The organism is Terriglobia bacterium (assembly GCA_020073205.1).
Taxonomy (GTDB): domain Bacteria; phylum Acidobacteriota; class Polarisedimenticolia; order Polarisedimenticolales; family JAIQFR01; genus JAIQFR01.
In genome coordinates this window covers 1-14,934 of the sequence record JAIQFR010000107.1, presented here as the reverse complement: position 1 = coordinate 14,934, position 14,934 = coordinate 1, and the positions used below count along the sequence as shown (strand labels likewise).

Annotated in this window: 12 protein-coding genes; 1 reads left to right on the top strand and 11 read right to left on the bottom strand. The window is 71.7% G+C overall.

Going from position 1 to position 14,934, the window contains the following annotated elements; genetic code table 11:
- The 7 genes from LAO51_16995 to uvrB form a co-directional block, all read right to left on the bottom strand.
- Nucleotides 1–1,086: hypothetical protein (locus LAO51_16995; protein ID MBZ5640441.1), on the bottom strand; the 1,086-nt coding region annotated here is incomplete at its 3' end.
- Between the two features lie 3 nt (nucleotides 1,087–1,089).
- Nucleotides 1,090–1,983, bottom strand: coding sequence for a polyprenyl synthetase family protein (locus LAO51_16990; GenBank protein ID MBZ5640440.1), 894 nt, complete (start codon nucleotides 1,981–1,983; stop codon nucleotides 1,090–1,092).
- 25 nt (nucleotides 1,984–2,008) lie between these two features.
- Nucleotides 2,009–2,923, bottom strand: coding sequence for an alpha/beta hydrolase (locus tag LAO51_16985; GenBank protein ID MBZ5640439.1), 915 nt, complete (start codon nucleotides 2,921–2,923; stop codon nucleotides 2,009–2,011).
- An 84-nt stretch (nucleotides 2,924–3,007) separates the two neighbouring features.
- On the bottom strand, nucleotides 3,008–4,858 hold the full coding sequence (gene uvrC, locus LAO51_16980; protein ID MBZ5640438.1) for an excinuclease ABC subunit UvrC: 1,851 nt from the start codon (nucleotides 4,856–4,858) through the stop codon (nucleotides 3,008–3,010).
- A gap of 8 nt (nucleotides 4,859–4,866) precedes the next feature.
- On the bottom strand, nucleotides 4,867–5,709 hold the full coding sequence (locus tag LAO51_16975; protein ID MBZ5640437.1) for a hypothetical protein: 843 nt from the start codon (nucleotides 5,707–5,709) through the stop codon (nucleotides 4,867–4,869).
- A complete protein-coding gene (locus tag LAO51_16970; GenBank protein ID MBZ5640436.1) occupies nucleotides 5,706–6,539 on the bottom strand; it encodes a hypothetical protein in 834 nt (277 codons plus the stop codon). The genes LAO51_16975 and LAO51_16970 overlap by 4 nt, the downstream gene beginning before the upstream one ends.
- A 220-nt stretch (nucleotides 6,540–6,759) precedes the next feature.
- Nucleotides 6,760–8,751: an excinuclease ABC subunit UvrB gene (uvrB, locus tag LAO51_16965; protein ID MBZ5640435.1), complete on the bottom strand. Its 1,992-nt coding sequence runs from the start codon at nucleotides 8,749–8,751 to the stop codon at nucleotides 6,760–6,762.
- 100 nt (nucleotides 8,752–8,851) lie between these two features.
- Here uvrB and LAO51_16960 point away from each other — a divergent pair, with 100 nt between their 5' ends.
- Complete coding sequence (locus LAO51_16960) at nucleotides 8,852–11,422, top strand: PBP1A family penicillin-binding protein (GenBank protein ID MBZ5640434.1); 2,571 nt, start codon at nucleotides 8,852–8,854, stop codon at nucleotides 11,420–11,422.
- Here LAO51_16960 and LAO51_16955 read toward each other — a convergent pair.
- From LAO51_16955 to LAO51_16940, 4 genes are all read right to left on the bottom strand, one after another.
- Complete coding sequence (locus LAO51_16955) at nucleotides 11,419–12,261, bottom strand: lipoate--protein ligase family protein (protein ID MBZ5640433.1); 843 nt, start codon at nucleotides 12,259–12,261, stop codon at nucleotides 11,419–11,421. The genes LAO51_16960 and LAO51_16955 overlap by 4 nt on opposite strands.
- 10 nt (nucleotides 12,262–12,271) lie before the next feature.
- Nucleotides 12,272–13,684, bottom strand: coding sequence for a sigma-54 dependent transcriptional regulator (locus tag LAO51_16950; protein ID MBZ5640432.1), 1,413 nt, complete (start codon nucleotides 13,682–13,684; stop codon nucleotides 12,272–12,274).
- Between the two features lie 146 nt (nucleotides 13,685–13,830).
- Nucleotides 13,831–14,682, bottom strand: coding sequence for a tetratricopeptide repeat protein (locus LAO51_16945; GenBank protein ID MBZ5640431.1), 852 nt, complete (start codon nucleotides 14,680–14,682; stop codon nucleotides 13,831–13,833).
- Nucleotides 14,683–14,820: 138 nt separating this feature from the next.
- A partial coding sequence (locus LAO51_16940) for a superoxide dismutase (protein ID MBZ5640430.1) occupies nucleotides 14,821–14,934 on the bottom strand: 114 nt, incomplete at its 5' end.

Sequence of the window (14,934 nt, the reverse complement as noted above, 5' to 3'; positions counted from 1 at the left end):
GACCGCCACCGAAGGCGCCTTGAGGCCGATGATCTCGGAGAGCGTCCGGACGGAGCGACCGGCGCCGGTCGTCGGAACGGTTCGCGCGGGGAGCAGGAACCTGAGCGCCGCGACGAGCGGCGCCGGACCGGCCCCGGCGCGGAGCGGGGTGGCCACGCCCGGAAGCCTCTCGGCGCCGACGCCGCGGACGCCGTGCTCCGCCGCCGGCACGCCGGTCTCGATCGTGGTCCAGATCTCGGGCGGCTCGTGTCCCGCGGCCCGCCGCATCGGGAACACGGCGCCGCGGGCCATCCCCGCCAGGAGGTGGTCGACGGCGCCTCGCGCCTCGAGCGCCTCGAGGAGCGCGGAATCCAGGCCGTCCACCCCCACGAAGAGAAGCCGCGTCGCTCCCGGCGCGATGGCGAACGACGAGGCGGACCGCTCCGCCGAAGGTTCCCGGACCGCTCCCCGCACCCCCAGGTACAGGACGACGAGCGGGAGGAGCGCCGCCAGGAGCAGCACCGCCGCGCGCCTCCGACGGTCCGGCACCTCGCCGGTCCGTCCGATGATCCCGGCGAGTGAAACCAGCCCCGCGAGCCAGGACACGAGAAGGGTGGCCGCGAGCGCCCCGACGAGGAAGAACAGGTCCCCCGCGAGGCCGGTCCGGGCCTCGCTCTTCCACATGAGCAGCACGAGGTAGGCCAGCGTCGGGAGCCCGACGAGGAGCGACGCGGTGAGCGCGTCCCCCGCCTTCGCGCCGCGCCGGCCCGCCAGCCCCGCGAGGGCGGCGGCCACCGCGAGATCGAGCACGAGGAGCGCCGCGCCGGCCAGCACCGCGAAGTAGAGCCACAGCAGCAGCGCGTCCGCGGCGCCGAGGAGCGGACGATTGGCCGCCACCGCCGCTCCGGCCAGGAAGGCGCCGAGGATCGGCGCCCCGAGGACCGCCGCCTTGAGTCCGCTCTTGAGGAGCCGCCGCGCCGGCGATCCGGGGCGCGCGGCGTCCGCGAGCACGAACCGCTCGATGCGCCCCTGGAGGTACCCCCGCTCGACCAGCCTGAGGCGGACCTCGTCGTAGCCGGGGCCCGACACCCCGTCACCCGGGTGCACGGCTCAGCGGTCCCTGCCGCGCACGTGCTCCGCCAGGGCCTGGAGCAGGGCCGCGCGGCGCCCGAACGGCCGGAGCGCGGCCGCCGACGCGTCGATCAGCTCGTCCACGAGCCGGCGCGCGCCGTCGATGCCGCACAGGTTGACGAACGTCGTCTTGTCGCGATCGAGCCCCGCGTCCTTGCCGGTGGTCCCGGGGTTGCCGCTGTAATCGAGGAGGTCGTCGGTGATCTGGAACGCGAGGCCGAGGTTCTTCGCGTAGGCTCGGAGCGCCTCGACGTCCCTGGCGCGCCCTCCGGCCGCGAGCGCTCCGAATTCCGCGGCGACGATGAACAGCGCCCCCGTCTTGTGGCTGTGGATGAACTCGAGCGCGTCGAGGTCCACTTTCCTCCCGGTGGACTCGAGGTCGACCACCTGCCCGCCCACGAGCCCCTCGGCGCCGATCGCCCTCGCCAGCCGGCGGGCCGCCTCGCGCCGGGACTTCTCGCCGACGCCGTCGGCCTCGAACACCAGGGCGTACGCCGCGTTGAGGAGCGCCACCGACGCCAGGATCGCGTTGGCCTCGCCGGTGACGAGGTGAAGGGTCGGCTTCCCGCGGCGCAGCGTCGCGTTGTCCATCGAGGGGAGGTCGTCGAGGATCAGGGACGACGCGTGGACCATCTCGACCGCGCACGCCAGCGGGAGGGCGTCCTTAGGGTTCCCCTTGAGCATCTCGGCGGTGGCGAGCACCACGATCCCCCGGAGTCGCTTGCCCGGGAGGAGCAGCGTGTACCGCATCGCCTCGTGGAGCGGCGGCGGCGGCGTCCCCAGCGGCGGGACGAGCTGGTCGAGGGCGTCCTCGACCCGTCGCTTCCCGTCGGCGAGGAAGGCGGCGAGCGCATCGCGGTCGGTCTTGGCCATCGAGGGGGAGGTTAACACCGAGCGCCTACCGGCGCCGAAGCCTCTTCTCGAAGAACTCCGAGATCCGGCGATTGTACCGGTCCAGCTCCTCGCCGTAGAGGTGGCTCGCTCGCGTGGCGGGCAGGACGATCAGGTTGGCGTCCACCTCGCGCTGCTCCGGAACCGACGCGTAGAGCCGCTGCATCTCGGCGGCCAGCGCCGCGTCGCCCGCCGGCGCGACGAACAAAAGGTCGCGCGAGAGGAGGTGGGGCAGGACGGCCGTGGCGGTCTCCCGGCGGGCCGGGGTGTCCGTCAGCAGGTGGAAGGCGAGACGCGGGAAGACGCCGAGGTACCGGCAGCCGAACCCCCATCCCGCGTAGACCTTCCGCGCCAGCGGGTAGCCCGCGTCGGGGTAGATCCCGTCGAGCACCAGGACCTTCGCGGCCGGCCGGTCCGCCGCGGCGAGCACCGCCGCGTGGGCGCCGAGGCCGACGCCGTAAAGGCCGATCCGGCGCGCATCCACGTCGCGGAGCTCCGAGACGTAGTCCAAGGCACCGAGGACGTCCCGCTTCTCCGCGATTCCCAGCGTCGAGCCTTCTCCCCCGCTCTTGCCGTGCCCGCGGAAGTCGAACGCGAGCGCGGTGAACCCGGCGTCCTGGAGGGCGATCGCGAGGTTCACCAGCGAGCCCTTGCCGTCGCCGAGGTCGTGGCACAGCACGACCGGCGATCCGCCCGGCGCGCCCCGGACGAGCCAGCCTGCGAGGTCGGTGCCGTCCGCGGAGCGGAATCGCACCTCCTCGACGTGCGAGAGGAACGCTCCGAGGTCGCTCTTCTCGTCGGCCTGGCGCGGGGGGTGCGTCGCGCGATAGGTCTGGATCCCGATCGCGCCGGCCGCCGTCAAGATCGCGATGATCAGGACGACGAGAACGGTCCCGGGCAGGGACCTCCAGAAGCTCTCCATCAAGCTCACTCCCCCGTCGCGAGGCGGGACCGCGCGACGGAGGTGGAATATAGGGGCGGCGACCCATCCGGGACAAGGGGCGGCTCACGACGGCCCTTGCCCCGGCGGACGCGGCGGCGCGTCGCGGCTCCGGCCGGGGACCAAGGTGGTCGACAGCGTCTCCGCGACCTTCTTCCCGGCGACCTTCGCGATCGCCTCGGGGGCGGCGGCGAGGACCCCTTCCACGCTCCCGAACGCCTTGAGGAGCTTCCTGGCCAGCGTCGGTCCGATTCCCGGGACGTCGAGGAGGGCCGTGCGGAGGGTCCGCCTCGCGCGCCGTTTTCGGTGGTGGGTCAGCGCGAATCGGTGGGCCTCGTCGCGTACTCGCTGGACGAGATGGAGCGCCGGCGAGGACCGATCGAGACGGACCGGCTCCCCCGAGCCCTCGAGCCAGATCTCCTCTTCCCGCTTCGCGAGCGCGATCACCGGCAGCATCGGCAGCCCGACCTCCGCGAGGGCCTTGACCGCCGCGCCGAGCTGTCCCGGGCCGCCGTCGATGAGCACCAGGTCCGGAAGGCGCCGGTCCTCCGCCAGCAGGCGGCGATAGCGGCGGGTGACCGCCTCCGCCATCGATGCGAAGTCGTCGGGCCCTTTGACCCCGCGGATGTTGAACGTCCGGTAGTCCGACTTCTTCGGCTTCCCCCCCTCCCACACCACCATCGACGCCACCGAATCGGTCCCCTGGATGTTCGAGATGTCGAAGCACTCGATCCGGAACGGCGGCTCGTCGAGCCCGAGCGCCTCCTGGAGCGCTTCGAGCACCTCGACCCCGTGGACATGCGGGGCCCTGAACCGGCTCAGGAAGGCGAGGGCCGCGTTCTTCCGGACGAGGTCGAGGAGGCGCCTCTTCACGCCGCGCTCCGGCACGTGGAGGCGGACCTTCCCGCCGCGCCGTTCGCCGAGCCACCGCTCCATCAGTTCCGGGTCGGCCGGGAGATCCGGGAGGTAGATCTCGGGCGGCGGCCGGGTTTCGGCGTAGTACTGCGCCAGCACCGCGGCGTAGAACGCGCCGGGGTCGAAGTCGAGGTCGCCGAAGCCGAACTCGCGGCGGGATTCCACCTTCCCCTCCCGCATCTGGAACAGCTCGAGCGCGACCTCGCTCCCCTCGCGGTGGTGCGCGAAGAAATCCTGCTCCTCGAGCCCGAGGGAGGCGATGTGCTGGCGGACCGCCAGGCGCCGCACGGTCGCCAGCGTGTCGCGGTGCATTGCGGCCCGCTCGAACTCCTCCGAGGCCGAGGCCTCCTTCATCTTCGCCTCGAGCGCGACTTCCAGCTCGCGGTGCTTCCCCTCGAGGAACAGACGGACGTCCTCCACGGCCCTCCGGTACTCGACGGGCGTGGTCTTGCCGGCGCACGGCGCGAGGCATTGGTCGAGGTGATAGTAGAGGCACGGTCGCCGCTTCCCGTCGAACACCTCGGCGCACGTGGCCACCCGGAAATCGCGCTGGATCAGCTTGAGGGACCTCCTCGCCCCGGACGCCGGGATGAACGGACCCGCGTACAGGCTCCCGTCGAGGCGCGGCCTTCGGACCAGCGCGGCGCGCGGGAACTCGTCTCCGAGCGACAGCTTCAGGTACGGGAAGCTCTTGTCGTCGCGAAGCACGACGTTGAACGGCGGCCGCTCGCGCTTGATGAGGTTCGCCTCGAGCAGGATCGCCTCGGTCTCGGTGTCCACCACGATGATCTCGAGATCGGCGACCTCCGAGACGAGCCGCTCGGTGCGCGGAGGGTGCTGCACCGACGGCTGGAAGTACGAGCGGACCCGGCTCCTGAGCGACTTCGCCTTGCCGATGTAGAGAAGGCTTCCTCGCGCGTCGCGGTAGAGGTACACCCCCGGCCGGTCGGGCAGCCCGTCGAGCTTCGCCCGGAGCGCGGGGGACGGGAAGCCGTCGTCCACCGGCGCCCCTAGCGGGGAAACCCCAGCAGGAGGTCGACGAACGCGGGGTCGCGAGCGAACGTCAGCTCCCTCGCCGGGACCCCGCGAGCCAGCCGCTCGATCGCCGAGAGGATCCTGGCGTCGGCTTCGATCCCCTCGGCGACGAACGGGAGGTTCGCGGTGATGCGGGCGCGCGTGAGGAGCGGCGGCGCCGCGCCGAGGCATGCCGCGGTGCCGTGAGAGGGGAACAGGATCGCCGCGACCGGCCATCGGCCCGGCTCCTGGGCACCGGGGTGCGTCGAGCGGAACGGCGCGCCCAGCGCCTCGATCGCCCCTCCCGCGCCATCGAGCAGCACGAGGTCGTCGCTCAGCACCCGCGCGCCTCGCGACGCGGCCAGCGCGGCGAACGTGCTCTTTCCCGATCCTTCGGAGCCGGCGAGCACGAAGGCCCGTCCCTCGAGGGTCACCCCGGCCGCGTGGAGCAGCATCCCGTCCCGCGACGGCATTCGCCAGGCCAGGGCCGCCCGCAGGAGGTTCAGGAACGCGAACCAGCCCCGCTCGGGCGCGACCGCCGCCCCGAGCCTGAGGAGCGCGCGGCCCGAGGCGTCCACGGCGACGTCCCCCTCCGCCATGGAGAAGCTCGCCCCCTCGAGATCCAGCCGCGATCGCATCGCCTTGGGAGCGAACGGACCGACCGGCGGCTCCATCTCGGCGAGGGACGCCGTAACGTCGAGGAACGGGCGGCCCCCGTCCACGGAGAGGAAGGCCGACCATTCCCGGGCGAGGCGCGCCTCGAGCGGTCCCGGAAGGCCTCGGACCCGCACCGCGACGCCGCTCAGGTCGATGGCGACCCCCTCGGCGCCAGCGCTCACAGCCCCGACCTCTCGATCGCGTCCCAGTACGAGTCGTCCATCCTGAAGTGCAGGTGCGCGAGCGGGACCGAGGCGAACGCGCGCTCGATCCGCTCGAAGAGATCCGGGCGCCGCGCGAACTCCTCGGCGACGAACGGCAGGTTCCCCACCAGCTCGGCGAGCGATCGGACCCTGGGCGCCTCGCGCACCTCGACCCGATGGTCCTTCACGATCCTGAAACCGGCTGCGAGCGGGAAGGCGCCGACGACCGGCTCCCCTTCCTCGTAGGTCCCCCGGAACGGGCTTCCGACCAGACGGAGCTTGCCGCCCTCGGCCGGGAGCAGCAGCGACAGATCGTCGCTCACGACCGTCCCCCGCCGGTTGCTGGCGCACAACGTGGACTTGCCGGCCCCCGACTCCCCGAAGAAGAGGTAGCCGCGCCCGTGCCGGACCGCGCTGGCCGCATGGACCAGTGCGCCGCCGCGGCTCGCCGCCTGCCAGGCGACCGCGGCGCGGAGGTAGTTCTCGATGGCGTGGGCTTCGGTCTCGTAGGATCCGCGGGCGAGGAGCATCACGCCCTCGCCGTCCAGGGCGTCGAACCAACCCGCGAGCCGGTGGCCGAGGAAACGGACCCGGCCCCCGTCGCTCTCGACGAACACCGGATTGAACTCGGGCGACTCCGGAGGATCGATGAAGTACTCGCGGTCCTCGAGGCCGAGCCGGACGCTAAGACCGCCGGCCTGGCCCCGGGGCTCGGCGGCATACGGGCCGTAGCGCTCGCGGAGGATCGCCTCGAATCGGTCGTCGAGCCCCCCGATCTCGATCCGGAGCTCTCCCAGCTCGATGGCCATCCTTCCATTGCCGACGGGAGGCCGCGGCGACGCGAAGTATTCCATCGGCAGCGGCTTGCCCCGGCGCGCCGGATAGGTGCCTCCTCTCGACGTCCTTAGATCGGAGCTCAATGGTCCATTCCCCCTGCGAGCCCGCCCGCCGACCGGGCCCCGCGCCGCGGGCGCAGGATAGACCCCCCAAGAGCGCAGTGCACTCGGGCGCGGCGCGAGGCCGGATTCCTCACGCCAGCACCGCTTTCTCCCTCAGGTAGCGGATCCGGTCGCGATGCGCCGCCGCCTCCTCGAAGTCCAGCCGCTCCGCGGCGCTCCGCATCCGCGTGTCGAGGCGGGCGATCTCGGCCTCGAGGGCCTCGGCGTCCTCGAACACCTCCTCGCCCTCCTCCTCCTCGAGCGGGACCGTGGAGTAGTCGGCGGCCAGCGGCGTCCCCATCAGCTCGTCCACCGCGCGGCGAATCGTCTCGGGGGTGATCCCGTTCGCGTCGTTGTACGCCTTCTGGACCGCGCGGCGGCGCGCGGTCTCGTCGAGGGCGAACCTCATGGAGTCGGTGATCCGCTCGGCGTAGAGGATCGCGGTGCCGTTCACGTTCCGCGCCGCGCGCCCGATGGTCTGGATGAGCGAGCGCTCCGACCGGAGGTACCCCTCCTTGTCCGCGTCGAGGATCGCCACCAGCGAGACCTCCGGCAGGTCGAGCCCCTCCCGGAGCAGGTTGACCCCGACCAGCACGTCGAACTCGCCGCGCCTCAGATCCCGCAGGATCCGGACCCGCTCCAGCGTCTCGACGTCGGAGTGCAGGTACTCGACCCGGACGCCCAGCTCCTTGTAGTACTCGGTGAGGTCCTCGGCCATGCGCTTGGTGAGCGTGGTGACCAGCACGCGCTCCCCGCGCCCGACGCGCGCCCGGATCTCCCCGAGGAGGTCGTCCACCTGCCCCTCCACCGGCCGGACCACCGTCTCGGGGTCGAGGAGTCCGGTGGGGCGGACCACCTGCTCGACGATCTCGCCGCCGGCGAGCGCGAGCTCGTACCGCGCGGGGGTAGCCGACACGTAGAGCGTCTGTCCCCGACGCGCCTCGAACTCCTCGAAGGTCAGCGGGCGATTGTCGATGGCGGACGGGAGGCGGAAGCCGAAGTTCACGAGGGTGGTCTTCCTGGCGCGGTCCCCCTTGAACATCCCCTCGATCTGCGGCACGGTCGCGTGGCTCTCGTCGATCACCAGGAGCGCGTCCTTCGGCAGGTAGTCGATCAGGGTCGGGGGGGGCTCCCCTTCGCGCCGCCCGGTGAGGTGACGCGAGTAGTTCTCGATCCCGTGGCAGTAGCCGACCTCCTGCATCATCTCGAGGTCGAAGATCGTGCGCTGCTCGATCCTCTGGGCTTCGAGGAGCTTCCCCTCCCCCTCCAGCATCGCGACGCGCTCCTTGAGCTCGGCGCGGATCGCGTCGATCGCGCGCAGCAGGTCCTCCCGCGGCGTCACGTAGTGGCTGTTGGGATACACGGGGGCGCGCTCGAGCGCCTCGACCGCCTTGCCCCTGACCGGGTCGATTCGCGAGAGCTTCTCGACCTCGTCCCCCCAGAACTCGATCCTGAGCGCGTCCTCCGCGTACGCCGGCCAGATCTCGAGGGTGTCCCCCCGGACCCTGAACGCGCCGCGCCTGAGGTCGGCGGGGGTCCTCTCGTACTGGATCTCCACGAGCTTCCGGATCGCCCGGTCGCGGTCGAGCCTCTCCCCGCGCTCCACGAGGAGCATCATCCCGTGGTAGGCCTCCGGCGACCCGAGCCCGTAGATGCACGAGACGCTGGCCACGATCAGCACGTCGCGCCGCTCGAAGAGCGCCCGGGTGGCCGAGTGGCGCATCCGGTCGATCTCCTCGTTGATCGTCGCCTCCTTCTCGATGTAGGTGTCGGACTGCGGGACGTACGCCTCGGGCTGGTAGTAGTCGTAGTACGAGACGAAGTACTCCACCGCGTTCCGCGGGAAGAGCCGGCGGAACTCCTGGTAGAGCTGGGCCGCCAGCGTCTTGTTGTGGGCCATGACGATCGTCGGCCGGTTCGCGCGGGCGACGACGTTCGCCACCGTGAACGTCTTCCCGGAGCCGGTCACGCCCAGGAGCACCTGGTCCCGGCGCCCTTCGTCGAGGCCCTTCGAGAGCGCCTCGATCGCCGCGGGCTGGTCCCCGGTCGGCTTGAAATCGGACACGATCTCGAAAGTGGCCACGCTCGTCCGGCTCCCCGGTGAATTGTACCCTCCGCGCGCCGGCCACGGCGGGTTGGCCGCCACGCCGCGTCCTGATACCCTCTCGGGGGAGATGAGCGCCTTGCCCGGATCCGCGACCTCGCGCCGCCGCCTTCGGCCGCTCCTGCTCCTCGGCCTGGCGGTGGTCCCCGCGGCCGCGGCCGGGGCGACGCTCGGCTACGGCCTGAAGTTCGACCTGCCCGACGTCAAGAAGCTCGAGGACTACACGCCCCCGCTCAGCACGAGGGTGTTCGCGCAGGACGGGACCTCGCTGGCGAGCTTCGGGGAGCAGCGCCGGACGCTGGTCCCCTACCGGGACATTCCGAAGGTGTTCGAGCAGGCGCTGATCGCGGTGGAGGATTCGAATTTCTACCACCACAGCGGGGTCGACCTCCGGGGGATCCTCCGCGCCGCATGGTACGACGTGAGGAACCTGACCCTCGAGCAGGGTGCGAGCACGCTGACGCAGCAGCTGGCGCGGAACCTCTTCCCGGACGTCCTGAAGCCGGAGAAGACGGCGCACCGGAAGTTCCAGGAGATGCTCCTGGCTTTCGAGATCGAGCGCCGCTACACGAAGCAGGAGATCCTCCGCCTCTACTGCAACCAGGTCTACATGGGCCACGGTCGGTACGGAATCGAGGCCGCGTCGCGCTTCTTCTTCGGCAAGTCGGCCAAGGAGATGGACCTGCCGGAGGCCGCGCTGCTCGCCGGCCTGGTCCAGAGGCCCGAGGGCCTCTCGCCGTTCCGCCACCCGGAGCGCGCCCTGAAGCGCCGCAACCACGTGCTCGAGCGGATGGCGGAAGAAGGCTACCTCCGGCCGGCCGCGGCCCGGGCCGCCGAGCGCGAGCCGCTCCGACTGTCGGCGCTACGGGAGAGCGCGAACCTCGCCCCGTACTTCGTCGAGGAGGTCCGACGGCTCCTGCAGTCCAAGTACGGCGACGAGAGCCTGTATCAGTCCGGGCTCGAGGTACGGACGACGCTCGACCCCCGCCTCCAGGGCCTGGCCAACGCTGCCATGGACGTCGGGCTGCGCGAGCTGGACAAGCGGCAGGGCTGGCGGGGAGTGAAGGTGCGGGTGCCGCCCGGAGAGTCCCCCGACGCCTGGGACCCGCCGTCGTGGCGCGACGGCGTCCAGCCGGGCGAGGTCGCCGACGCGGTGGTGGTGTCGGTCTCGGAGGCGCACGCCCGCGTGCGGGCCGGTCCCTACCGTGGGACGCTGGGGCCCGAGGAGATCGCGTGGACCGGGCGAACGTACGCCTCGTCCCTGCTGAAGCGCGGCGACGTGATCCGCGTCCGCATCGAGCCCGGCGGCCTCGACGGCGCGCCCACCTTCCTCCTGGAGCAGGAGCCCCGCGTCGAGGCCGCCCTCGTCGCCATCGATCCGGCCACCGGCGCGGTTCGCGCGCTGCTCGGCGGATTCGACTACCGCCGAAGCGAGTTCGACCGCGCGATCCAGGCCCGGCGCCAGTGCGGGTCGGCGTTCAAGCCGTTCGTCTACGCGGCGGCGCTCACCCAGGGGATGACGCCGGCGGAGACGATCCTCGACGAGCCCACCGTGTTCATCGACCCCCAGACCTTCGTGCCCTACGAGCCCGAGAACTACTACGACAGGTACTACGGGAACCTGACCCTGCGTCACGCGCTGGAGAACTCCGTCAACATCGCCACCGTGAAGCTCCTGGGCCGGGTCGGCTTCGCTCCGGTGATCGACATCGCGCGCAGGCTCGGCATCAGCACGGAGCTGAAGCCCTACCCCTCGCTCGCCCTCGGCGCGTTCGAGGTGAGCCTCCTCGAGCTGACCAGCGCTTACGGAGCGTTCGCCGATCAAGGGGTCCGCGTGGAGCCGCACCTGGTGGAGGAGGTCCGCTCGAACGACGGCGCAGCGCTCGAGCGGGCCAAGCCGGAGGTCCGGGACGCGGTGAGCCCGCAGATCGCGTACCTCATGAATCGCCTCCTCGAGGGGGTCGTGACCGACGGGACCGGCGAGGCCGCCGCGGAGCTGGGCCGGCCGCTGGCCGGAAAGACCGGGACCACCAACGACTTCACCGATGCCTGGTTCATCGGCTACGCGCCGGACCTCGTGGTCGGCGTATGGGTCGGGTTCGACGAGAAGAAGAGCCTCGGCAACCGGGTGACCGGCGCGCAGGCGGCGCTCCCGATCTGGAAGCAGTTCATGGAAACGGCGTACGAGGGGCGCGCCGCCGAGGACTTCCCGATCCCCACCGGGGTCACGATCGCGTCGATCGACTCGACGACGGGCCTCAAGGCGAGCGACGCGGCGGGCTGCGCGCCGGTGATATCGGAGGCCTTCCTCGCGGGAACCGAGCCGACCGCGTACTGCTCCGAGGCGGAGCACCTGCGCCTCAAGTTGCCCTATCCGTTCCAGCGTTATCCGCTCGACGAGGACGGCGCGCTGGCGGTCCCTTCCGCCGACCTGGACCGCCTGCTCTCCTCGGAGCCCACGGTCCGCCTCACGATCGGGGGGCGCCGCCTCGAGGCCGTGACCCCCGACGGCAAGGTGTCGCTGCCGATCCGGCGCGTCCCCGGCCGCGTCGCCGATCCGATCCCGGAAGAGGCGCGGGGGAAGGTCGATCCCGCGGGCTGGATCGGAAAGGACGGGCGCCGCGCCACCGCGGTCATGATCCGCCGCTAGCGCCGGGGACTCCCGGGTCCACCGGCCGGCTCGCGGCCCTCGAGGTTCCACGCGTCGAGCGAGTACTTCGCGACGCGCAGGAACGCGGCGCGCGCCGCCTCGCCCGACGTGAGCGACCCGGGGGCCGCCTCGACGCCGAGGGTGTGCGTGAAGGCCGCGGCGATCGCGGCGTCGATCGTCCGGGTGTCCGGGACGCGCCCGAGCGCTCCTCCTAGGTCCACGAATCGCGACGCGTCCGCCGGCGCCCCGATCGCCCGCGACAGGCGCACAGGGTCCGCTCGGAGCGGGAGGGAGCCGTGCTGGAGGAACGCCCCGTGGCGGCGGAGCTGGGCGGAACCCACGAGTTTTCTCCCGCCGGCGGTGATCTCGTGCGCTCCCGCCCGGTCGAAGCAGACCGGCGGTCCGAAGGGCCCGGGGTCCCTCGGGTGGCCGCCGGCCGGATCCTCGCCGCGCGCATCGACCCCGAGCAGGCGTAGCGCCGCGACGAGCGCCGCGGCGATCCGCCGGTAGGTGTCGAGGACGCCTCCATCGAACGGGGGGCGCCCCAGGCGCCCGATGACCGCGTACGTCCGCTCGTGCTCGTGGAGCACCGCGCGCCCGCCGGTCGGCCGGCGCACCAGGTGGATGCCCTCGTCGCGGAGATACGCCGCGTCGTGCGCGCCGGACGCGGGCTGCCTTCGACCGAGGGACACGGCCGGCGGACTCCAGGCGTAGAGCCGAAGGGTCGGCACGGGAGGGGGCTCGGCATCGACGTACGATTCCAGCACCGCCTCGTCGACGGCCATGTTGGACGCGCCGTCGAGGCATCCGTCGACGAGGAGCCGGAACGGGACTCGCACGGGCGGGCCGTCAGTCGAGGGACGACTCGGCGCGTGAGCCCCGGAACTCCGACGAGCGAAGCTCGTACTTCCTCAGCAATCGCTGGAGCGCCGAGCGCAGCATCCCCGCTTGCTGGGCCGCTGCGGTGACGTTCCCCTGGTGCCGCGCCAGGAGCTCCGCGAGGTAGCGCTTCTCGAACGACTCGACGACGCGCCGCTTCGCCTCGCGGAACCGGGCGCCGGCGTCGCCATCCCCCACCGCGGGGGCCTTGGCGCGGAGGCCTTCCGGGAGGTCGCGGGGACGGATCGTCCCGTCGCTGGCGAAGATCACCGCCTGCTCGATCGCGTGACGCAGCTCCCGGACGTTCCCCGGCCAGGCATGGCGGCCGAGGACCTCCAGCGTCTCCGGGGCGATTCGGATCGGCGGGAGGTCGTTCATCGAGCGGATTTCCTCGATGAAGTGCGCCGCGAGCGGCCCGATGTCCTCTCGCCGCTCCCGCAGCGCGGGAACGTCGACGATCGCTCCGGCGAAGGCGCCGTAGAGCTCTTCGCGGAAGCGTCCCTCCGCGACGAGCCGCGAGAGGTCGAAGCGCGTCGAGGCGACGATTCTCGCGTCGAAGGGAAGCGTGGCCGCCCCGCCGAGGCGCAGGACGCTCCCCGCGCGGATCGCCGCGAGGAGCCGGTCCTGAAGCCTCGCCGGTAGGGCGTCGACCTCGTTCAGGAGCGCGGTGCCGCCCTTGGCGCCCTCGAGCATCCCGTCGCCGGGACGCGCGCGCCCGGAAAGCGTCCCGCCCTCCCAGCCGAACAGCTCCGCCTCCAGCGCCCCCTCCGGACCCAAAGCGCAGTCGACCTGGGTGAAGGGGCGGCCGCGTCGAGGCGAAAGGGCGTGCAGGATCTGGGCGGCGAGCGTTCTCCCGGTCCCGACGTCTCCCATGAAGAGGACGCGGCCCTCCGTGGCTGCGAGGACGTCGAGTCGCTCGCGGAGCCGCTCCGCCGCGTCGCTCCGGCCGACGATCCGCTGGCGCGCCGCGCGGTTCCCCAGCTCGTCGCGCAGGCGCCTCCGCTCCTCGAGGAGGTCGTGCTGCGCCAGCGCGCGGTCGACGACGAGCCTCAGGCGCTCGGGGTCCGGAGGCGCCGACAGAACGGCGAACGCGCCGCTCCGTAGGGCCTCGAGCTCGTCCCACGGAGAAGGGCGATCGAGGACGATCACCGTCGCGATCGAGGGCCGGAGCCGGCCGACCTTCTCGACGTAGGCGCGACGCTCGGGAGGAGGGAAAGAAGAGGCGAGGAGCACGACCCGAACCGGATGGGCCTTGAGCGCCTCGAGGCCCTCGCCCTCGCCGGCCGCTTCAAGGGTCAGGACCTCACCCCCGGCCAGCGCGTCCTTGACGCGGGCGCGTAACCCTGCGTCGCCGTCCACCACGAGGGCGAGCGGACGCTCCATGGCCTCCTCCTCCCGTGTTCCCTTCGCCTCCCCGTCGGCCGCTCGGCCCCGTAGCCCGGCCGGCGCGAGAACGCTCTGCCGGAGATTATACGGGTGCCTTCCAGGGAAGGGTATGGGAATCTCGGAGCGATCTCAAGGGCCGGGGATCAGCGCCCGCGGCTCTCGAGCTCCGCGATCTTCCGTCCAACCTCGCGGTAGGACGGATCGTCGCGATGGATGGAGCGGAAGAGGTCCAGCGCGGCCTTTGTGTCGCCGCACTGCTCCAGGACCTCGGCCAGGTCGAAACGTAGCCCCCGAAGCGCCTCGTCGTCGCCTCCGGGCGCGTCCAGGGCCTGCCGGTACCATCCGGCGGCCTCCTGCACCTCCCCCTTCTCCCGTAAGCAGAGCGCGATCATGGTGCATGCGTCCCGGAAGAGGTCCGGAGCACGCGACGCCACCTGGAATTCGCCGACGGCATCGTCGAGGAGTCCCATCTCCTTGTAGGCGATCCCGAGGTCGTAGTGCGTCCGGTGATCCTCGCTGCCGATCTCCCGATCGACGTGCTGCTTGAACAGCTCGAAGACCTCCTCGACGCTCTGCTCGTCGAACGACGCGGGCGCGGCGGCGGTCTGCCCGGCCGCCGCGGCCTCGGCGACCAGCGCCTCCGAGATGGACTCCAGCGCCTCGTCGTCCAAGACCGATTCCGACCGGTCCGTGGAATCGTCCGCGGTCTCGACGACGGGCGCCCGCTCGGGGGTCGACGACGCGGCGGCGGCCGCGCGGGCCTCGAGGGCGTCGAGCGCCGCCCCCGCCTTGCCCCGCGAGCGCAACGCGACGATCCGGTGCCGTGCGTCCTGGACCATTCCCTGGTCGATGTAGAACGCGATCTCTTCGAGATCGTCCTGGGTGGGCGCCGCGAGCGCCGGGGAGGTCGGCGCCGTCTCGCTGGCCGAGACGACCTCCGGCTCGACGACCGGCACCTCCTCCAGTTCGATGACGACCTCGGTTACCTTTGGCATGGAAAGGTTCCAGACACTCCGGGATTCCAGACGAGCGATATGCAATTAAACGTTGCGGCCCTGAAGAACCCGACTCTGAACAAACAGTAAAATTACCGCGTGGCCCGTTTAGCGACGGGCCACGGGCACTTTGACTAATTACTTTCCGGCTGTGAATCGCTTCTCGACAGCGTCCCAATCCACCACGTTCCACCACGCGATGATGTAGTCGGGTCGGCGGTTCTGATATTTCAGGTAGTAGGCGTGTTCCCA